Genomic DNA, 18,881 nt, shown 5'->3' with positions numbered 1-18,881 from the left:
AGTTCCCGAAGAGGACGATCTTACGTGGATCATGGCAGGTCTCCTGGCTCGTGCGTCAGCCTTTTCACGCCCTTCCCACCTTATTAAAAATTAAAAGGCAGTGGTTGCGCGTGATTCGTCAGCACTTACAGTTGCGGGAACAGCTCCGGAATTAAACCGGATTCCCTTTTCAGTCGCGTGGACACCATGATCACGGGTCATACTATATGTTGTGTTGAAAGTTCATTGGTAGATCTATATATACCATAACCCACAGTCTACCGGATCTTTTTGTAAAAAACAAGTCTTGATTTTTTTCGTGGCAAAAGGCCTATTGGGAAAGTGAGTCCAAGTATGAGGAAGGAATTACAGCGGCTGGATGAGTTCTACCCGGTTACCAAAAGGGTCCCGGAATTCGAAGCGGTCGAAGTGTGGAATGGGAACGGAGGGGAGGGTGGCGATTTGGTTTTCTTCCATTACCGTCTTCCAGTAGGATAGATCATCCACCTGATAAGCCACATGTGCTTTCGTTGTGTAGCGGTCAAAATCATCTTCTGTGCCCACGTGAACTTCACGGTCGCCCACTTGTAACCAGAAGCCACCTCTGCCTTTTAAGGCATCGGGTTTTTCAATTTCCGGTAACCCCAATATGCCGCAGTAAAAGGCCTTTCCTTGTTCTTCGGCTCCTTTAGGAATCGTGATTTGCGCGTGATGCAGTCCTGTAATCATATGCGTCCTCCTTCGGTGTGTTTGTCCATTCACCATTCTGATTGCAAAAGGCCGTAGATCACCCGGTCAAGATAGACGCCATTCAGATATTCATAATGACGAATGATTCCTTCCTGTGTAAACCCAAGACGTTCGGGAATGGCCCGGCTCTTTTTGTTTTCCGTTGCGACATTGATCTCAACTTTGTTCAGATTCAGGTTATGGAAAGCGTGATTGATCATGGTTGTAACAGCTTTTGTCGCAATCCCTTTTCCGGCGAATCCGGAGCCAAGCCAGTACCCGATCTCCGTTTTTCGGGCATCCTGATCCATGTATAAGAATCCGATGGATCCCGCCATTTGTCCCTGATGCCAAATGCCAACCCAGTAGCCATCGTCTTCAGCAAATCGTTTTAACGAGGATTTTATGAACGCTTCTGAATCTGCGATGTTGGTCGTCTTTTCAGGAAAAGCAAGCCATGCGCCTAAGTGGTCACGGCTTGCATCGATGATGTGATATAAATCTTTTGCATGGCGGGGTTCCAAAAGTGCTAAATAGGTGTCTGAATCGATCGTAGCTTGAAACATCGTGTTTCCTCCCTGCAAGTGATGGTCGCTTTGGCCTTGAGGTTTACTGAAGCGATGGGGTACGCCGTTTTTGTAAGGCACGGAGATTCTGTACGATCGCGTAGATACTAAAGCCAATGATGATCAGATGATACATCCCGAACGCGATGCCCACGTAAAATTCAAAAAATAGCAAAGTCACAGCACCTGTCAGGAAGATCACGAGCATATTTATAATTCGTTGATCCACGGTCAACCCCCCGCCCTATTCCCTAAGTCGTCTGTTCAAGATATGAGTCAAGGTGTTGGCTGCGAGTGAGATACAAAAAGCGATCAAAACGGAAAAAGTAACGGTCAAGGCAATGTTCAAAAAGCCGAAATAAGAGAATAACAACAGGAAGATCAGCGGAATACCAAACCATCTGGACTTTACGATTGTTCTCCACCCGGTCCATTCAGTTTGTTCTTTTTGTCTTCTTGAGAAGACAAATGGTGAAAAAATGATCAGGAAAAGTAGCAATGTAAAAAATACATCGAAGCCAGTTGATTGTTCCATTGTGATCTCCTTTCATATCTGATTATTGCAGATATCTTAACTGTATCATAATTCTTTTGATTTAACAGAAATATACCAGTTTCTAATCTCTTTATGCGAGGTTGCACGTGCAAAATTATATAGTTCGAGTAAGACAGAGGACCTGAGAATCACCTTGGCATCCTGAATATTGCTTCACAAAAAGACACATTAATGCTAACATGAAGTTAGCTTCACGTGAAGTAAGCTTCATGTTATGAGGGGGTATCATTCTTGAAAAACAATATAAAAGTCTATCGACTTCAGTACAACATGACACAAAAAGAACTGGCTGATCAAGTTCATGTGTCATCAAGGACGATCATCTCTTTGGAAAAAGGAAAGTACAAACCATCGCTCATGTTAGCTTATCGCATCGCCTGTTTTTTTGAAGTAACGATCGAGGAACTGTTTTGTTTACAAGAAAACAAAGAATTGGAGGATTTGCATGATGAACACATTCAACAATAGACCTTTCTCAGAAAGAATTAAAATACGAATTCGATTTCTTTGGACCGTCTTGATACTTATGTTCCTATATATGGTATTCGTCGGGGAGATGGGATGGGGAGATACACGATACATGACGACTTTAGCTGAAAATGTCAGCAGATGGATCGTCTTTGGCGGGTTGATGTATGTGATTATCCAAATTATACGTCATAAAAAAATGTTAACTAGCAGGGGAAAACTGATATCTCAATCAAAAAAAGAAAGCGATGAGCGACAACAATTCCTGCATGATAAAAGTGGGGGAATAGTCGTTGACCTTTTGTTGTTATTTATACTATTTATTACGGCTACAACCGCGATGCTTAATATGCCTGCATTTAATACGGCGGTAACTATCCTGACTGTAACCATAGTATTAAAGGTTGGAAGTTATCTATTATATAGTAAAATGTATTGAGCTGCCAGGTGGTTTATTCATTTCTATCTAAGTCCAAAATCGATTCAAACTCCACGCCGTCTGTTGTTTTCACCTGAAGTGGTTCTTTTATTTCATTCAGACCAATCGAAAGATAAGGCGTTTTCGTTTCATCGTCACCTTCGACAATTCGAACCGTTATTTCTGTAGAGCCCCATCGACTGACATGATCGACTTCAATGGCTTTACCCAGATAGTCTTCACCTAACCTGAGCGATAATTGTTTCTTACCCTCCGAAATCGTGGACATGCGATAATAATCGCCATTCCTGCTGGAAGTCTCATCATAGGTCATTGTACCCTGGTCAATCACCCAATAGCCTTGGTCAGAATAAAGGGTGAGTCCAATCATCGTAAAGAACAGAATCGGTAAAATAAAAAGACTGACTTTATCTGTACGCTTCAATTTTTGAGGTTCCTTTTTACGAACAAATAAGGGAAGGAAAAGTGCACCAATAATACTGACAAGTAAAAAACCTGTTGCTAAAAAACCATAGGCCATTCCTTCAAAACCGCCAATCACAAACATCCCAAAGGCTGTAATGAGAATCGAAAAAAGAAATGTCATTAGAGGTGCTAAATAATATTGTCCGGTTTGTTTGCAAACAATAAAAGTAAACATATAAATGATTGCACCTAAAAATAAGCCTCCTGCTATGATTGGAAACATATAAAGACCACCCTCTAAAAGTCATGTTATTTACTCAAACGACGATATATAAAATGAAAATCAAACTTCTTCGACAATTGAACTTCCCTCATTTTGATCTTTATCAAGCCATCGCCATTGCTCATGAAGACGGATCTTTCCATTACTAAGTATTTCCGGAGTGGAATGACACTCTCCACCTCGCAGTTCATGATGGATGTTTACATGGTTGTATCGAAATCTTAACGTCCCATCGTCACTGACCATACCAATCAAGCGACCCTTTACAATGTCTCCCCCAGAGTAGGTTGCAGTCAGAATATTCTCTTCCTGACTATACTCAAAATATGTTTCAGATGACACTTCGCCATTTTCCGTATTCGATTTAGATACAAAAGTGCGCCTATTGTAATTGATCAATTTTTCCACCTCTCTCTTGAAGGTAGTGAAAGTATATGATTACAACAACCTAACTTTATCATAAATTCCCTTTTGAAATAGAAAAATCCATTCGAAATCTGTTGATCTAAGCAGACTTCTTTCGGAACCCGCAATAATTACGGTATAATCGAAAAAGACTGTGTACATACAGGAGTTGTTTTGATCATGCCCGATGACATGCGGAAGTTCCCCATTGTCGCCGTGCTGCTCACGGGGACATTTGTAGCAATTTTGAACCAGACCCTGCTGGTCACCGCCATCCCGCCGATTATGCGGGATCTCGGCATTAACGCCAATGCGGCGCAGTGGGTGAATACGATTTTCATGCTGGTGAACGGGATTATGATTCCCATCACCGCTTTTCTGATTGGCAAATATACCACCCGGAAACTGTTCATGACGGCGATGAGCCTTTTTGCCCTTGGGACACTGGTGGCGGCACTGTCGCCCAACTTCAGCATGCTCATCGTGGGCAGGATCATTCAGGCGAGTGGGGCGGGGATTATGATTCCCCTCATGCAGACGGTATTGTTCATGATCTTCCCGGTGGAAAAACGGGGACAGGCCATGGGGTTGGTCGGACTTGTCATCGCCTTTGCTCCGGCAATCGGGCCGACATTGTCCGGCTGGATTGTGGATCAGTACCCTTGGCGCATGCTGTTTTTTATCGTGCTGCCCATCGCACTGCTGGATCTGGCCGTCGCTTATTTTGTGCTCAAAAACGTGACGAAACAGACCTTCCCGAAAATTGATGTCAAATCAATTATGCTCTCGACCTTTGGCTTTGGCGGGCTGCTCTTTGCCTTCAGTTATGCAGGGACCTCCGGCTGGACAAGTTGGGAAGTGGGTCTTTCCGTCACGGTGGGCGGCATTTCCCTGACGTGGTTTATCCTGAGACAGTTGAAGATTCCGGAACCGATTCTCGAATTCCGGGTCTTCCGCTATTCGATCTTTGCACTGAGTAATGTCATCGGGATCGTCGTGTTCATGTCGATGATCGGTGCGGCAACGATCCTGCCGATTTACATGCAGGATATGCTTGGTTTCAGTGCGTTTGAGTCCGGGTTGATGCTGTTGCCAGGCGCTTTACTGATGGGCTTGATGAATCCTATTACGGGGCGGATTTTTGACAAGGTCGGGGCGAGGTGGCTTTCCATTATCGGGATGGGTCTGTTGACGGTGATGACCTTTCTCTTCACGCGGCTCACAGAAGACACGTCCTTTGCCTACATGACGACCGTTCATGCCTTTCGCATGATGAGTCTCGCCATGGTGATGATGCCGATTACGACCGCGGGACTCAATCAGCTGCCTGAGCGGCTCATCCCACACGGCACGGCGATGAATAACACCCTTCGTCAGGTGGGCGGTTCGATCGGGACGGCTTTTCTCGTCACGGTGATGACTGTGGGTGCAGCATTCTCTTCAAACGGACGGACCATGAACGAAGCGATGGTCCAGGGCGTGAATTTCTCCTTCTGGGTCGCCACCTTCCTGGCCTTTATCGGCTTTATCATTGCCATGTTCGTAAAAAATCCTCCGAAGCGAGAAGAATCCGAGGGAAGAGATGAGCAATCAGTATCTGATCAATAAATGAAGCCGATAATCTGTTAACGAAAAATCCCCCTCGCCAACCTCCGGCAAGGGGATTTCGTATGCGGATATCCGGTTTAGTTTGAAGCATGTTGCGCGGAAGCAAATGGTTTGGCTTCCTGTTCGTGTTCGACCATGTGTGTGCCGCCGATCAGATCGTGAATACCTTTGTTATCTTCCCGTTTGTAGATCATGATCATGCTGGCGATAAAGGAAAGGCCGATTGTCAGAAGCCCGATCAGATAAAATCCGACAAATTCCCTTAAAAACAGGTGACGGAATTTATCTAAGGTACTCAAATTGGACTTCGTATACTGGAGCTGGATTTGATTCATCTTTCTTCCAATGACGTAACCGTTCCAAAAAAGTGGCACAAGGATCATGTAGCTCAGGAAGACAACAGACCACGCTCCTCCGCGCTCTGTCAGGATCGCGCTTTCCAGAATTGTGAAATACAGAATTAAATAAACAGCTCCGTTCAGAATCAGCCCATCGTATAATCTGGCGAGGATGCGTTTTCGTAAGTGAATGAGTGATGACATCGTGTCACATTCCTTTCGATGGATTGTCGTATGTTTATGGTAACATATAAGTAAAAAAAAGGAAATCAATTGATAATCTATACAAAACGCCCTCTCCATCTGGAAAGGGCGTTTTGTATGCTCAGGATTCCACTTTGCTGAAAAACTGCGGCAAATGTTCTTGATGGGCTTCGAGCATTTCGTCGAGAATCACTTTGGCCACCTTGTCAGACGGGACCAGAGGATTGATGGTCATGGCAAGTAAGGCGGTATCGTAGTTTCCCGTTACTGCCGCTTCTGCACCGATGCGTTCGAAGGATTTGATTTGCATGACGAGACCCTGGGCAGCAACAGGCAGGTCTCCAAGCACGAGAGGCTTCGGGCCATCTTTTGTGATCAGAGAGCTGATTTCCACAGCCGAATCATCCGGGATGCCGGAAATAGCGCCATTGTTGATGGTGTTGACAGGCTGAATGTCTTTTTTATCCGTATAGATCGACGTGATCAGTCGAACCGCTGCATCGCTGTAATGGGCACCGCCCCGTTCGGCGAGCTGCGGCGGTTTGATGGCGAGATCCGGATCCTTGTATCGTTCAAACAGTTCACTTTCGAGCTTTTTCACCACTTCTGCCCGGGTAGTTCCGGCTTCGTAGTTTTTCAGGTCGTGGGCAAGCATTTCATCGGTTTTATAGTAAAACTGGTGATACGGACACGTCAAGGCACCTAATGCTCGAATGAACCCTTGCTCAAAAGCCTGTCCGTCGATATTTTTGACGAAGCTGCTGGTATCTTCTGCGCTGAGCAATTCGATGACACGGTCCTTGACGCTGACGCCGTCAAGATACACATCGAGTCCGTACACCATATGATTCAGACCGGCGAAATCAATACGAATCCGGTCGTGATCAACGTCAAGCAACCTGGCAACACCCATTTCAATCCCGATGGGCACATTGCAGAGCCCGATGACTTTTCTGAAATCGGTATAGCGGAGAATCGCTTCGGTGACCATACCTGCGGGGTTGGTGAAATTGATCAGCCAGGCGTCGGGGCAGTATTCTTTCATATCACGAACGATATCGAGTATTACCGGGATGGTGCGAAGCCCTTTAAAGAGGCCGCCTGGGCCGTTGGTTTCCTGACCGATGACGGCATGCTTCAGCGGGATTCGTTCATCTTTAGACCGGGCCTCGAGTAACCCGACCCGGAACTGGGTGGTGACGAAATCCGCATCTTTCAAGGCTTTCTGACGATCCAATGTCAGGTGCACCTCAATGGGAAGGCCGGCTTTTTGGATCATTCGTCTGGCCAGGTTCCCGACAATGTCAAGCTTCTCTTTGCCGGCTTCAATATCCACGAGCCACAGCTCACTGACCGGCAGTTCTTCATAACGGTTAATAAAGCCTTCGATCAGCTCCGGCGTATAACTGGATCCGCCGCCAATGGTGGTGATTTTGATACCCTCTGCCATATTGCATCCACTCCTTGATCCATTCGACTGTTCGAATGTAGCTTCAGTATAGTACGAAACAGCTGCGTGAAACAGTACGCCAAGTGATTCCGGAGCGTTTCCCAGAAAAAAGCATTTGTTTTTGAAAAGAAACGCTGTGTGTCAGAGAAAAAGATTGGTGCAAGGGCATGGGTGCCCTGTAATAGCGAAAAGAACCGGGGAGGGGGACCCCGGCCTCATCATCATGACTGTCAAAGCGTGTATTGGTTCATCTGAAACGGTTATCTGGAGATGCGCTGATCAACCCGATTGAGAATATCTTCCCATTCTTCATCCGGATCGGTACCGTCATACACATTATCAAGGCCGCTGACAATTTCAGCGTTGACATCGCCGTATTGAGCCCCTTTATGGACATGCTGCACATCCAGTGCGGCTTCTGCGAAGATTTCACCGACATTTTGACCGCCGTAATAATCATCGGTGATCGTCACGAATGCCTCTTTTTCGTACACATCAGGGGTCGATGGGAACATGCCCCGTTCTTCGAATGATCTCATCTGCTGTTCAGGAGCGAGGAGCCATTTCAGAAATTCATAGGCTTCTTCCGGATGATCGGACTGTTCCGGAATCGTGACCCACGACCCGCCCCAGTTACCGGCGCCTCCTGGCATTTGCGCAATGCGCCAGTTCGTTTCGTCCGGTGCATTGTCTTTGATGGTATCCCTCATCCAGGCAGGACCGAGGAGCGTGGCGTAACTGCCATCTGACATGGCACTGCCCCATTCAGGCGACCACATGCCATGGTTAATGATGTAATCCTTTTCGATCCATTCAGCTGTATCATAAAAGGCATCTTTAACGTAAGGGGCTTCGTCGATAATCAACTCGTCATTCTCATTGAAATACTGTTCCGGTGACTGGTCACGTTTCGCGTTATAGACCATTTCCGGATTATCGGATATCGGTTTGCCGGTCTCTTCTAGAATTTGCTCGGCAGCCTCACCATAATCTTCCCACGTCTGAATGAGCTCTTCCACTTCTTCCGGTTCTGTTGGTAATCCGGCTTCTTCAAACACGTCGGCTCGGTAATACATTACGGTTGGACCGATATCGGTCGGGATCCCGAATAAAAAGTCACCATCCACGCTTGTGCCGATATCCCATACCCAATTCAGGTAATCGTCTTCGATTTCTTCTGCGCCGAGGTCATATAAATTCACAAATTGATCTTCTGCCGTTTTGTACGTATCGATTTCGGAAACTTCGATGGCAGCCATATCTGGTGCGCCGCTTCCGGCAGACAGGGAGGTGAACAGATTGTTATGGTGATCGCCCATATCGATTTGCTGGATGTTAATGGCGATATTCGGGTTCTCCTCCACATATTCCTCGACGAGCGAGTCATAATTGGCACCAAATAACCAAAATGAGAGCTCGACTTCCGGGTCGCTGTCGCCGAAGGTTTCCAGATCAGACCCATTCTCATTGTCGCTGCCATTGCCATTTGTCTGATTGCCAGCTGGATGTTCGTTGTTTTGCAGATTGCCGTTGCAGCCTGCAAGACCGATTGTTCCGATAAGTAAGATTGAAAGCACGTGCGTTCTTCTCATGATCATCTCTCCTTTTAAAAATGTCTGTTTTTCAATGGAACGGTAAGGAATCATTGCACATGTGTGTGATAGTCCTTCGACTGATCACTTCGGGATGAAGGGACCCTTTCCAAGAGACGGGCCATTCACGAAAGCGCTTTAGTACTATGTGCATCAGTGTATTATGAAGTCCCGAAGATAAACAGTGGTTTTAACGATTCGGATGCGTATACCGGCAAAAAGCACATGTTTCAAATGTGGAACACAGCGTTTCTTGATTGCGTTATACTAAGAGCAGAAGCAAACGGGTTGTTGCATTCATCCATCAATGGGAAGAGGATAAGGGGCTGGTACGATGTTTACTACTGAAGTGATCAAATCGTTTAACGAGTTGGAAATGGGTTTATATCAATACGTCATTGCCAATAAAGAAAAAGTCGTCTACATGCGCATCCGTGACCTGGCGAATGAAGCGCATGTATCGACGTCAACGATCATGCGCTTTTGCCGAAAGCTTGATTGTGAGGGGTTTTCGGAATTTAAGGTGAAACTGAAAATGATGCTCGATGAAGGAGAAAGGCCTGCAATCAAAGGGGGGCGCCATGTGCTGACAGAATTTTTTGAGCGGACAGAAAACGAACAGTTTCACGAGCAGCTTGAAGAAGCTGCAGCTCTGGTCAGTGAAGCGGACCGTGTTTTTTTCGTTGGTATAGGGAGTTCCGGAACACTCGCGGAATACGGCGCCCGTTATTTTTCAAGTCTCGGGACGTTTTCGGTGTTTTTGCGCGACTGGTATATGCCGGTTCATGAGGACTTGGACAACAGTGTGACCATTGCCTTGTCTGTGTCCGGGGAGAATGAATTCACCATGACACACGGGCAAAAACTGAAAGAGAAAAAAAGCCGTCTTCTCTCGATCACAAACAATCGCCAGTCCTCGCTTGCAAGAATGGCGGATGTCAATATCTCCTACTACATTACCGAACAGCATTTTGCCGGGTCGAACATTACCACACAAATTCCGGTGGTCTATATACTCGAGGAGATCGCCCGTCTGATTCATGCGAACAAACTGGAGTGAGCCTTCAGTTTGTCGGAATCTTTTTTTGATGTCACTTCGATCTCCATAGTTTCTTGATATTTGAACCGTAAGATAAGGGTATCAAGAGATGAGAGGAGAGGGTTTGAATGAATAACAAAAGAACTATCTGGTTGATGGTCACAGGCTTACTGGCACTGGGGGTACTGATCGGTACACTTATCACCGGTCCCGCTGGCGCATTTGGTCCGGGAAGCGGCATGAACGGATTCCCTGGAGGCGATCTGAGCGACGAGGAACGTCAGGAATTCTTCGAAAACCGTGGTTCCAATGGTGAAGGTTTCGGTATGCATGGCAGGAACGGCATGATGGGATCTGGTATGATGGGCTTGTCTGAAGAAGAACTGGAAGAATTTTATGAGGAACGCGGCTTTGAAGGAACCCAGTTCCACCGCAGAGGTATGGGTATGGGTGGCTTTTCAAAAGAACGCCACGAGGAAATGATTGAGTGGATGGAAGAGAACGAAGGGTCCTTCCCTTGCCACGGTTCGTCAGAGAACAGCGGTTTCCCGGGTGAAAACGATGCCTTTGATGGCGATGATGCGCGATGATGCACGGCTATAATACTGGGAACTTCCTGATGGGTGGCGGCTGGCTCTGGTCATTCTTGCAAATCGCATTGGTCATCCTGATCATCTACGTCATTTATAAGCTCGTCACGGGAAATCGCCGGTCGTCGCCGTCCGATGTGGCAGACGATGCGCTGAAGATTCTCGATGCCCGCTATGCCAAGGGTGAGATCGAAGAAGAGGAATATAACCGGAAAAAAAGAGCGATTCAAGATCGCTGATGGTATACTCGAGGCACAGCCACAAAAAGGAACACGGGCTGTGTCTTATTCATATAGTAAACGAGAGCTGGATATAAAGGGGTTGAGATGATGCATATGATGGGAAACGGCGGGGGTTTCGGTTTTGGCTGGATGCCTTTGTTTATGCTGATTTATCTGATCGTCCTGGTTGTGATTGCGGTTTTGTTAATCCGTTATTTCACCGGGGGTACAAAGCGGGGGAAGTCGGCGATTGATCTCTTAAATGAGCAGTTGGCCAGAGGAGAAATCAGCGAAGAGGATTATGATCGTTTGAAAGCGAAAATTCTCGACAGCGAGCGGCGGGACCGGCGATGAGCAGACTATCTGTGAAAATCGGTCTCCTCTTTCTCGTGTTCATGGTGATGATTCAGTCGGTCCTTTATTTTGCTCTCTATTGGACCCTTGCCGATGACCGGGTGGACGAAGTCTTCAACCGGCTGGTGCAGCAGACGGAAAGTCATGCGGAAGCATTGGCGCTGGACTTCAGTGACATGACCATGTCCCACGTCGTGTTGATGGAGCAAAGTACCGCAGAAGACGTGGTGATCACAGATGGCGAGAAACAGATTCTGGCTTCCAGTATGGATCCGTCGGAAGCCCTTGAAGAAACCGTGGTGGCCTTTCAGCTTCCTGATGAAAACCAGGGATCGTTGATGATAGAGGATAACTGGCAGGGGGAAGAGGAGATTGCTTCTGCTGCGCTGATTTCAGTGGACGAAGAAACAGCCGGCTATGTATTCATGCTCGCTCCATCCGATCAGATTGCCGGTACCATCGATCAGCTGACGGTTCAGTTTGTCATCGGCGGCTTATTGGCAATCGCCCTTTCCGTGGTGACGGTCTATTTCCTGAGCCGGGTGATCTCCGTTCCTTTGAGAAGAATGAAAACGGCAACGGATCAGCTGGCCAGAGGCGAAATGCATGTGACACTCGGTTACGAAGGCCAGGATGAACTGGGTGAACTGGAGATGGCGATCCGACGGCTGGCGCAGGATCTGGAGAAATTGAAAAAAGACCGCAATGAATTCCTCGCCGGGATTGCCCATGAGTTGAAAACGCCCCTGACTTACGTGAAAGGCTACGCGGATATCGCCCGAAAGCCGGAGACATCCGAAACGGACCGGCTCCGCTACATTGGCATTATCGAAGAGGAAGCCGCCTCACTGTCCCGGCTTGTGGGAGAACTGTTTGATCTGGCGAAGCTTGATTCGAATGAATTTACTGTCGAGATGGATGATGTGGATCTGAGCGGCTTTTTGACGAATTTCTGCGAGGAGGCAAGAGGTGTGCTCCGTGAAAAGGAGATCAGCCTGGTCACTCATGTGGAAGAAGGACTATGGACGCGCGCAGACCTTGACCGCCTGACCCAGGTGCTCAGAAACCTCCTGGATAATGCGGTGCGCTATTCCGAAACAGACACGACGGTTACCGTTGAAGCTAGGCGTGACACCGAGAACAGGATTCAGCTGAGTGTGAGCGATGAGGGGATCGGCATGGCAAAACATCACCTGCCCTATGTGTTTGACCGGTTGTACAGGGTGGACAAATCCCGATCAAGAGCGAAAGGCGGCAGCGGGATCGGTTTATCGATTGTTAAATCCATCATCGATCGTCACGGCTGGTCGATCGCGATCCACAGTGAAGTCAATCAAGGTACGGTTCTCACGGTAACAATGCCGGAAGGGAGGAAAAGAAATGGCAAAAATTCTGATCGTGGATGACGAAGCACGGATGCTTGATTTGATTGCGTTGTACCTCAAACCTTATGGTCATCAGGTACTGAAAGAAACCTCGGGTGCTGATGCCGTGGAGCGGATTGCGGATGAACCGGTGGATCTGGTGATTCTGGACATCATGATGCCGGATATGGACGGCTGGGAAGTCTGCAAAGAAGTACGCAGCTTTTCGGATATTCCGGTGATCATGTTGACGGCGCGAGATGAGAAAGAGGACGTTGTCCGGGGCCTGAAAACCGGAGCGGATGATTATTTGACAAAGCCCTTTGATGAACATGAACTCCTGGCCCGAATCGAAGCGCTGCTCCGGCGCTCGAAGCGTCAGGACGTGGAGGAGTGCTGTGGTCTGATCTGGAACGGGCAGGAACGCTCCCTCACCTATGAAGACACAGCCATTGCTTTGACACCGAAGGAATTCGATACCATCGGGCTGTTTCTTCGTCATCCGGGGCGGGCTTTTTCCAGAGAGGAAATCATCGAAACCGCCTGGGGACTCGGCTCGGATACGGAAGGACGCACGGTGGATACACATATCCGGAACCTTCGTGAAAAAGTCCGGAGGAGCGGTTTTCCGGTGGATGATCATTTGAAGACCGTTTGGGGAAAAGGGTATAAGTGGCTGGCAGAAAGCCGCCAGGAGTGAGGATACTCCTGACGGCTTTTTCCATTCGGTAGAGATGTCGGTCACTCACATCCCTCAACGGAGACTGAGTGGCATATTTCAGCCTGAAAATGGCCGCCCAGGTCTGAAATCAAAGCAAGTGGCATAAAATCGCACTTAAATGGACATATAAGGATTTTGAGTGCTGCCGTTGAACAGCTTTTTGGTTTGGAGTGTCCGAACAAAATGATGAATCGGCCACTTAACCTTTTTTACGCTGGAGTGACAGGGAATCCGAAGAATAAAGAGAGGAATTTTCCCGCAAACTGTCACTGATTACGGAAATGGGCCTGAGTGGCGAATGGCGACCGTCAACCTGTCACCCGATCGGTCATAGCGGCATGGGCGGCAGCGCGGAGACAAAATACTCCGAACATACATAGAAATTTCAATAATCATGTAAGATTTAATGAAGCGGATTCGTCTAATGCAGTGAAGGCAGATGAGGAGGGCAGGATCATGACTGAGATTGAAAAATTATTTCGCGATCACGCCGATGATGTGTACCACTTCCTCGTGTATTACACGCGGCAGCGTGACGTGGAAGATCTGGTGCAAGAGACTTTCATCAAGGCGCTTCGATCCATCGGGCACTTCGAAAAGCGCTCATCTGAAAAGACGTGGCTGATTACCATCGCACGCAGAGTGGCGATCGATGAAAGTCGACGTAGACGAGATCTGCCTTTGGCTCAGGATGACCTGGCCGAGCGCACAGATTCATTGGCAATGGATACAACACAACAAGTCATTGCCAAGGAGTCGGCCGACGAACTGATGGGTCAGGTTCATCAGCTGCCGGAAAAACAGCGGGATGTTATGCTGCTCCGGGGAATCAGTGAATTGACAACCGCGGAAGTGGCGGATGTATTGAACATGAACCGTACATCGGTCTATGTGACGTATCACAGGGCGCTGAAAAAACTCAAACAAAATTGGGGACGTACTGGAGGGATGACCCGTGAAACGTGATCCGATTACAGAAGAGTTGAACAAGCGGAAAAAAGAGACGTTGTCACCGGCGAATCGCAGACAGATCCTGCATGAGCTGAAGCAGGAGGAAGAAAAAATCGAGCATGATCATAAAAAGACGAAGCGCTCCTGGCTGCCTCCGGGTAAAGGGATGACCTATGCAGCGACGCTATTGTTGTTTCCTGTGATTGCGTATGTGATGTGGGCGCTCCTTGAAGGAACGTCGGATAGGGACGAAACGATCTTCTTTCAGAGCGAACAGGTCAATATTACAGCGCCTGATGACCCTGACACCTCGGCCCGGATGTTTCACTTTGAATCAGAAAATGCCGGCACGTATGTCTTGGAAGGAAGCCCCGATGAACTGGTGACTGAACTCATCAGTGAAGATAAGGATGTGGACACGATCGAGCGCTTTGGTATGATTGAAGGCAGTCAGTATCAATTTTTCGGCTACTACTATGTGGACGATCACCGGCGACTGAACCTGGCTGGGGCTGTGACCCTTGATGCCGGCGCTGAAGAGGAGCGATACTTGGCTGAAGTATTTTCGATTCAAATTGATGAAACGACCTTACGCACCGGGCACGAAAGTGGGACAGAGATGATGACAGTGCTTCGTGAAGGGCTGCCAAACAACCACTATTTATTCGGTCTCGGATTTAGTAACGAAGCCAATGTGGAAAGTCTTGAAGTAGAGGATTTCCCTAAGGTGGAGACGCTGGTTGCAGAGAATCAGCTGATGATGTTTGGTTACGGGGAAACACTGGAGCATTACGTGAATGAACTCGTGGAAGAATTGGAACTGCACACGAACCTGGACCGCCTCGAGACCAAAGTTTGTCTGGATGATGGCACTTGCTATGAGCAGGAATTTCTCCGTCATCCCCTGTTACCTGAACGTATCAATTAAATCAGGCACGAAAAAACGACACCACCGGGACGGGATATCCCTGTGGTGTCGTTCGTTATTCTGCTTATCGATGCCCAGGATAGCTCAATTTATGAAAGGCCATCGCACCGATCAGGCCTGCATCATTTCGAAAGTGGCAGGTTTCAACAGGTGGATTGAAGGCCCGGTCCACATAGCTTAAATGGTTGCGCAGTTCAGTAATGAACGTCGGACGGGACGTAATGCCGCCGCCAACGAGGATCTTCTCGGGATTCAGGATGGCGGTGATGTTGTAAATGCCAACGGCCAATCGCTCGTAAAATTGATTGACGATATGGACCGCTGTGGGATCCCCGCCGTCATACGCCTCGAAAACCATCTCTCCGGTGACATCTTTCACGGACAGGTTCTGATACGCAGCGTACTTCCGCCGGATCACGTATATCGAGGCCTGATCACTCAAACCATCGGCCATCGGTTCGTATTTATGAAGCCCATGAGTGATCATGTGACCGAATTCACCGCTCCGGAAGTTATGACCGCGGTATAAACGCCCGTTGAGAATCAAGGCACCTCCGATACCGGTGCCTACCGTCATGCAAATAAAATCCGTCAAATCTTGACCATTCCCAAGCCACTGCTCGGCTAATGCAACGCAGTTCACATCGTTTTCGATGGTAATGGGCCGTTCAAAGCGCTCCTCGAAATACCGCTTCATTTGAAAGTCGTTAAAGTCCTGAATTGCCCCACCATATTCAAGATACCCATCGGGATTGACAAAACCCGGAGCGGATATGGCAATACCTTTCACGTCAGTCAGCTGTTTCGTAATGATATCATTCATCCCGTTCAGAATGGCCTGACCGCTCCCTTCATTCGAAGAAAAGGAAGCCTTGCTGTGAATCTGGCCGTTCGCATCAATCAGACCCCATTTGACGGCGGTTCCGCCAATATCAAATGTTAAGTACAAAGTGGACGTCATGGTCAGTCACCGCCTTTGTGGTGTAAGTGCTCGCCACCGGTGTCGATGACTTTCGCATACCAGTGATAGCTTTTCTTCTTCAAACGTTTCAGCTCTTTTTCGCTTTCTTCATCCCGGTCGATGTAAACGAAGCCGTACCGCTTTTGATACCCGTTCAGCCAGCTCAACAGATCCGTAAAGGACCACGTGCAGTAGCCGATCACGTCAACACCGTCGGTAATCGCCTGCTGGATCTGCTTCAAGTGAGCAGCCAGGTAGTCAATGCGGTAGTCGTCATTGATCTCGCCGTTATCTTCCAGCTTATCGAATTCCCCAAGACCGTTTTCGGAAATCAGGATCGGGAGGTTGTAGCGGTTCTTGATCCGTCGCATGCCGATGCGAAGACCGACGGGGTCGATTTCCCAATCCCAGTTCGTCGCTTCGAGATACGGATTCTTTTCATTCCGGTAAAGACCGGGCACTCCGGAAGCAGAAGTCGTCCCTTTTTTACCTGACGTATTCATCTTCCCTTCACCGACACCGTCCAGCGGGTTCGTGGCCACCGTCGACGTCTGGTAATAGTTGACCCCCATGAAGTCCGGCTTGGCTGAAGCCAACAGTTCCATGTCCCCAGGCAGAATTTCCGGTGCCGTCCCCTGCTCTTTTAAGTAGTTCATCGTGATCTCGGGATATGTGCCCCAGGCGTACACGTCCATGTACCAGTGATTGTTCATCTCTTCCGCGTTCTCCATGGCCAGCACGTTGTCCGGGTGTGCATCCAGCGGATAGACCGGTCCGTGTGCGAAGCTCGGGCCCACTTTTCCGTTTGGAACCAGCTTACGAAACGACTGAATCACTTTGGCATTCGCCAAAAAGCATGGTGATTTGCCTGATGCATACGCTTTGTATCCTTGACGCCCGGGGGATGAAGGCCAGCTTTGTAACCAAGTCCGACAAAGACATTCTGTTCATTTAGAGTGACCCAATATTTCACACGGTCCCCGTAGCGTTTGAAGAGCTCGGAGCAGTAACGGTCGAAATCTTCAATGATCTCTCTTGATTCCCAGCCGCCGTAGTCATCCATCAGCGCCTGAGGAAGATCCCAGTGGTAGACGGTAATAATCGGCTCGATGTGATGTTCTATCAGTGAATCGATGAGCCGGTCGTAAAATGCCAGCCCAGCTTCATTGATTTCACCTTTACCAGCAGGGAAAATCCGGGTCCAGGCAATCGAAAAACGGTACGCTTTCAAGCCCATTTCAGCCATCAGCTTCACGTCTTCCTCATAGCGGTTGTAGTGATCCACTGCCACATCACCGTTCGTATCCTTGTAAGTCGTACCGGGCTGTTTCGTAAACACATCCCACACGGACGGTCCTTTGCCGGCCTGATCCCAGCCACCTTCGATCTGATAGGCAGCAGAAGCTGATCCCCAGAGAAAATCCGTTGGGAAAGGTTTCAAATTTTCATGTATCATTGTATCTCCTCCTTGATTGTATAATGAAGTTTTCACGTAAGCGTTAACAAAAAAATTCAGGCGATAAAGCCCGCCAGAATCGAAATCGGTTTCGTTCAAATTATATTTGATATGAATTCCTTTGTCAAAGAATCTTCTAATGTGATAAGCTATCTGAAACGAAACTATTTCGTAACGATTCAACCGTGTTTATGAAAACAAATGACGATAGCAATGCAATTCTCAATGACATCAGCAAAGGGGCATCAGAAATGAAGATGACGATAAAGGAAATAGCCAAACTGGCCGGGGTTTCCCAGGCTACGGTGTCTAAGATCATCAACAATTACGACGATGTAGGCATGAAAACAAAAGAGCGGGTCCTTGCACTTATGGACGAGCACGGGTACCGTCCATCCTATGCGGCGCAATCGCTGGTGAAAAAAGTGACGAAAGTGATCGGTGTCATCTACGCAGGGAAAATCAACGCGAACTTCAATCACCCGTTCTTTGTGGAGGTGGTCAGCACATTCAAAAAGACGATGGGCGCAGAAGGGTACGATCTGTTGTTTTTCTCGAATGAGAAGTTCCATAAAGCGGATGAGAATTATCTCCAGCGATGCCAGCATTATAACGTTGATGGCTGCATCATCATCGGCGGGGAACACGTAGAGCCATCGGTAGATGACCTCGTCCAGAGCGATATTCCATGTATCGGTGTGGACATTCAATTGGACGGACCGCATTCCGGTTACATCATGACAGATAACAACCAGGTGTCGGCATTGGCTGTGGAACACTTCTATCTCTCCGGTCAGAGGGAAATTGCCTTTATTGGCGGTGCGGAATCATCCTTGATTTCAAATGAACGTGAAAAAGGGTTTCGGGAGCGGGCCAAAGCATATGGCCTCCAGACACCGGACGACTGGATTGTTTACGGAGACTTCTTCGAAGACAGCGGCTACAAGCAGATGAATGAACTGTTGAAAAAGGAGCGGACACCACGTGCAATCTTTGCGATATCCGACTTGATGGCGATCGGTGCAATGAGGGCGATCAAAGACCAGGGACTTGATATCCGCGAATTTGCCATCATTGGCTGTGATGACATTACAGCGGCCAGACATGTAGAGCCGCCACTCACGACCATCAGGCAGGACAAGGATAAAATCGGCCGTATGGCAGCTTATATTCTGAAGGATCTGATTCAGGGAAATATCGAGCGTACGTCATTGAAAGTAGAACCGGATCTGATCGTCCGGGAATCCACGGGTCATGAAATCGGGAGTGTCTGA

Annotated in this window: 22 protein-coding genes, 1 pseudogene and 1 riboswitch; of the genes and pseudogenes, 12 read left to right on the top strand and 11 right to left on the bottom strand. The window is 48.0% G+C overall.

The window, feature by feature from the left end; translation table 11 throughout:
* Positions 1 to 16: 16 nt before the first annotated feature.
* Positions 17 to 204, bottom strand: a riboswitch (cobalamin riboswitch).
* 141 nt (positions 205 to 345) lie between these two features.
* The 4 genes from BBEV_RS15255 to BBEV_RS15240 are packed head-to-tail and all read right to left on the bottom strand — an operon-like array spanning position 346 to position 1,809.
* Positions 346 to 708, bottom strand: a complete 363-nt coding sequence (locus BBEV_RS15255) for a VOC family protein (protein WP_069366244.1) — start codon at positions 706 to 708, stop codon at positions 346 to 348.
* Between the two features lie 29 nt (positions 709 to 737).
* Entirely contained in the window at positions 738 to 1,274 is a 537-nt protein-coding gene (locus tag BBEV_RS15250) for a GNAT family N-acetyltransferase (RefSeq protein ID WP_069366243.1), read from the bottom strand.
* A 43-nt stretch (positions 1,275 to 1,317) separates the two neighbouring features.
* Positions 1,318 to 1,503: a hypothetical protein gene (locus BBEV_RS15245; RefSeq protein ID WP_069366242.1), complete on the bottom strand. Its 186-nt coding sequence runs from the start codon at positions 1,501 to 1,503 to the stop codon at positions 1,318 to 1,320.
* 15 nt (positions 1,504 to 1,518) lie between these two features.
* Positions 1,519 to 1,809: a hypothetical protein gene (locus BBEV_RS15240; protein WP_069366241.1), complete on the bottom strand. Its 291-nt coding sequence runs from the start codon at positions 1,807 to 1,809 to the stop codon at positions 1,519 to 1,521.
* A 252-nt stretch (positions 1,810 to 2,061) separates the two neighbouring features.
* Here BBEV_RS15240 and BBEV_RS15235 point away from each other — a divergent pair, with 252 nt between their 5' ends.
* Together BBEV_RS15235 and BBEV_RS15230 are read left to right on the top strand one after the other, a co-directional pair.
* Positions 2,062 to 2,298, top strand: coding sequence for a helix-turn-helix transcriptional regulator (locus tag BBEV_RS15235; RefSeq protein WP_069366240.1), 237 nt, complete (start codon positions 2,062 to 2,064; stop codon positions 2,296 to 2,298).
* Positions 2,299 to 2,410: 112 nt separating this feature from the next.
* On the top strand, positions 2,411 to 2,737 hold the full coding sequence (locus BBEV_RS15230) for a hypothetical protein (protein ID WP_157101009.1): 327 nt from the start codon (positions 2,411 to 2,413) through the stop codon (positions 2,735 to 2,737).
* Between the two features lie 13 nt (positions 2,738 to 2,750).
* Here the strand turns inward: BBEV_RS15230 and BBEV_RS15225 are convergent, their stop codons facing one another.
* Both BBEV_RS15225 and BBEV_RS15220 read right to left on the bottom strand, forming a co-directional pair.
* The gene (locus BBEV_RS15225) at positions 2,751 to 3,425 is read right to left on the bottom strand and encodes a YesK family protein (RefSeq protein WP_069366238.1); all 675 of its coding nucleotides are present in this window, start codon (positions 3,423 to 3,425) and stop codon (positions 2,751 to 2,753) included.
* A 60-nt stretch (positions 3,426 to 3,485) separates the two neighbouring features.
* Positions 3,486 to 3,833, bottom strand: coding sequence for an avidin-fold protein (locus tag BBEV_RS15220; RefSeq protein WP_407690233.1), 348 nt, complete (start codon positions 3,831 to 3,833; stop codon positions 3,486 to 3,488).
* A 177-nt stretch (positions 3,834 to 4,010) separates the two neighbouring features.
* On the opposite strand from BBEV_RS15220, the gene BBEV_RS15215 reads away from it, so the two are divergent.
* A complete protein-coding gene (locus BBEV_RS15215; RefSeq protein ID WP_069366237.1) occupies positions 4,011 to 5,438 on the top strand; it encodes an MDR family MFS transporter in 1,428 nt (475 codons plus the stop codon).
* A gap of 77 nt (positions 5,439 to 5,515) precedes the next feature.
* Here BBEV_RS15215 and BBEV_RS15210 read toward each other — a convergent pair whose 3' ends face one another.
* The 3 genes from BBEV_RS15210 to BBEV_RS15200 all read right to left on the bottom strand — a co-directional run bounded on the left by BBEV_RS15210 (position 5,516) and on the right by BBEV_RS15200 (position 9,022).
* The gene (locus BBEV_RS15210; RefSeq protein WP_069366236.1) at positions 5,516 to 5,980 is read right to left on the bottom strand and encodes an RDD family protein; all 465 of its coding nucleotides are present in this window, start codon (positions 5,978 to 5,980) and stop codon (positions 5,516 to 5,518) included.
* Between the two features lie 121 nt (positions 5,981 to 6,101).
* On the bottom strand, positions 6,102 to 7,430 hold the full coding sequence (locus BBEV_RS15205; RefSeq protein WP_069366235.1) for a 6-phospho-beta-glucosidase: 1,329 nt from the start codon (positions 7,428 to 7,430) through the stop codon (positions 6,102 to 6,104).
* Positions 7,431 to 7,690: 260 nt separating this feature from the next.
* Entirely contained in the window at positions 7,691 to 9,022 is a 1,332-nt protein-coding gene (locus tag BBEV_RS15200; RefSeq protein ID WP_069366234.1) for an ABC transporter substrate-binding protein, read from the bottom strand.
* A 334-nt stretch (positions 9,023 to 9,356) separates the two neighbouring features.
* On the opposite strand from BBEV_RS15200, the gene BBEV_RS15195 reads away from it, so the two are divergent.
* The 8 genes from BBEV_RS15195 to BBEV_RS15160 all read left to right on the top strand — a co-directional run bounded on the left by BBEV_RS15195 (position 9,357) and on the right by BBEV_RS15160 (position 15,190).
* On the top strand, positions 9,357 to 10,082 hold the full coding sequence (locus tag BBEV_RS15195) for a MurR/RpiR family transcriptional regulator (protein WP_069366233.1): 726 nt from the start codon (positions 9,357 to 9,359) through the stop codon (positions 10,080 to 10,082).
* Between the two features lie 107 nt (positions 10,083 to 10,189).
* Entirely contained in the window at positions 10,190 to 10,651 is a 462-nt protein-coding gene (locus BBEV_RS15190; protein ID WP_069366232.1) for a hypothetical protein, read from the top strand.
* Positions 10,648 to 10,890, top strand: a complete 243-nt coding sequence (locus BBEV_RS15185) for an SHOCT domain-containing protein (protein ID WP_069366231.1) — start codon at positions 10,648 to 10,650, stop codon at positions 10,888 to 10,890. The genes BBEV_RS15190 and BBEV_RS15185 overlap by 4 nt, the downstream gene beginning before the upstream one ends.
* A gap of 90 nt (positions 10,891 to 10,980) precedes the next feature.
* Positions 10,981 to 11,226: an SHOCT domain-containing protein gene (locus BBEV_RS15180; RefSeq protein ID WP_232318204.1), complete on the top strand. Its 246-nt coding sequence runs from the start codon at positions 10,981 to 10,983 to the stop codon at positions 11,224 to 11,226.
* Complete coding sequence (locus BBEV_RS15175) at positions 11,223 to 12,632, top strand: sensor histidine kinase (RefSeq protein WP_069366230.1); 1,410 nt, start codon at positions 11,223 to 11,225, stop codon at positions 12,630 to 12,632. Before BBEV_RS15180 ends, BBEV_RS15175 begins: the two co-directional genes overlap by 4 nt.
* Positions 12,607 to 13,290: a response regulator transcription factor gene (locus tag BBEV_RS15170; protein ID WP_069366229.1), complete on the top strand. Its 684-nt coding sequence runs from the start codon at positions 12,607 to 12,609 to the stop codon at positions 13,288 to 13,290. Before BBEV_RS15175 ends, BBEV_RS15170 begins: the two co-directional genes overlap by 26 nt.
* Positions 13,291 to 13,767: 477 nt before the next feature.
* Positions 13,768 to 14,277, top strand: coding sequence for an RNA polymerase sigma factor (locus BBEV_RS15165; protein WP_069366228.1), 510 nt, complete (start codon positions 13,768 to 13,770; stop codon positions 14,275 to 14,277).
* Entirely contained in the window at positions 14,267 to 15,190 is a 924-nt protein-coding gene (locus tag BBEV_RS15160; protein WP_069366227.1) for a hypothetical protein, read from the top strand. Before BBEV_RS15165 ends, BBEV_RS15160 begins: the two co-directional genes overlap by 11 nt.
* 64 nt (positions 15,191 to 15,254) lie before the next feature.
* Here BBEV_RS15160 and BBEV_RS15155 read toward each other — a convergent pair whose 3' ends face one another.
* Complete coding sequence (locus BBEV_RS15155) at positions 15,255 to 16,151, bottom strand: ROK family protein (RefSeq protein ID WP_069366226.1); 897 nt, start codon at positions 16,149 to 16,151, stop codon at positions 15,255 to 15,257.
* Positions 16,152 to 16,153: 2 nt separating this feature from the next.
* Positions 16,154 to 17,607, bottom strand: a pseudogene (locus BBEV_RS15150) (glycoside hydrolase family 1 protein).
* 251 nt (positions 17,608 to 17,858) lie between these two features.
* Between BBEV_RS15150 and BBEV_RS15145 the strand changes: the two are divergent.
* On the top strand, positions 17,859 to 18,881 hold the full coding sequence (locus tag BBEV_RS15145; RefSeq protein ID WP_069366225.1) for a LacI family DNA-binding transcriptional regulator: 1,023 nt from the start codon (positions 17,859 to 17,861) through the stop codon (positions 18,879 to 18,881).

Source organism: Salisediminibacterium beveridgei (assembly GCF_001721685.1).
Classification (GTDB): Bacteria; Bacillota; Bacilli; order Bacillales; family Salisediminibacteriaceae; genus Salisediminibacterium; species Salisediminibacterium beveridgei.
Note: the sequence above shows the minus strand (reverse complement) of the source record. Positions and strands in the feature narration are given on the sequence as shown.

Coding starts and splice junctions, on each gene's coding strand:
- BBEV_RS15255 (WP_069366244.1), bottom strand. CDS start 708: ATGATTACAGGACTGCATCACGCGCAAATCACGATTCCTAAAGGAGCC.
- BBEV_RS15250 (WP_069366243.1), bottom strand. CDS start 1,274: ATGTTTCAAGCTACGATCGATTCAGACACCTATTTAGCACTTTTGGAA.
- BBEV_RS15240 (WP_069366241.1), bottom strand. CDS start 1,809: ATGGAACAATCAACTGGCTTCGATGTATTTTTTACATTGCTACTTTTC.
- BBEV_RS15230 (WP_157101009.1), top strand. CDS start 2,411: ATGACGACTTTAGCTGAAAATGTCAGCAGATGGATCGTCTTTGGCGGG.
- BBEV_RS15225 (WP_069366238.1), bottom strand. CDS start 3,425: ATGTTTCCAATCATAGCAGGAGGCTTATTTTTAGGTGCAATCATTTAT.
- BBEV_RS15215 (WP_069366237.1), top strand. CDS start 4,011: ATGCCCGATGACATGCGGAAGTTCCCCATTGTCGCCGTGCTGCTCACG.
- BBEV_RS15210 (WP_069366236.1), bottom strand. CDS start 5,980: ATGTCATCACTCATTCACTTACGAAAACGCATCCTCGCCAGATTATAC.
- BBEV_RS15205 (WP_069366235.1), bottom strand. CDS start 7,430: ATGGCAGAGGGTATCAAAATCACCACCATTGGCGGCGGATCCAGTTAT.
- BBEV_RS15200 (WP_069366234.1), bottom strand. CDS start 9,022: ATGAGAAGAACGCACGTGCTTTCAATCTTACTTATCGGAACAATCGGT.
- BBEV_RS15195 (WP_069366233.1), top strand. CDS start 9,357: ATGTTTACTACTGAAGTGATCAAATCGTTTAACGAGTTGGAAATGGGT.
- BBEV_RS15190 (WP_069366232.1), top strand. CDS start 10,190: ATGAATAACAAAAGAACTATCTGGTTGATGGTCACAGGCTTACTGGCA.
- BBEV_RS15185 (WP_069366231.1), top strand. CDS start 10,648: ATGATGCACGGCTATAATACTGGGAACTTCCTGATGGGTGGCGGCTGG.
- BBEV_RS15180 (WP_232318204.1), top strand. CDS start 10,981: ATGCATATGATGGGAAACGGCGGGGGTTTCGGTTTTGGCTGGATGCCT.
- BBEV_RS15175 (WP_069366230.1), top strand. CDS start 11,223: ATGAGCAGACTATCTGTGAAAATCGGTCTCCTCTTTCTCGTGTTCATG.
- BBEV_RS15170 (WP_069366229.1), top strand. CDS start 12,607: ATGGCAAAAATTCTGATCGTGGATGACGAAGCACGGATGCTTGATTTG.
- BBEV_RS15165 (WP_069366228.1), top strand. CDS start 13,768: ATGACTGAGATTGAAAAATTATTTCGCGATCACGCCGATGATGTGTAC.
- BBEV_RS15155 (WP_069366226.1), bottom strand. CDS start 16,151: ATGACGTCCACTTTGTACTTAACATTTGATATTGGCGGAACCGCCGTC.
- BBEV_RS15145 (WP_069366225.1), top strand. CDS start 17,859: ATGAAGATGACGATAAAGGAAATAGCCAAACTGGCCGGGGTTTCCCAG.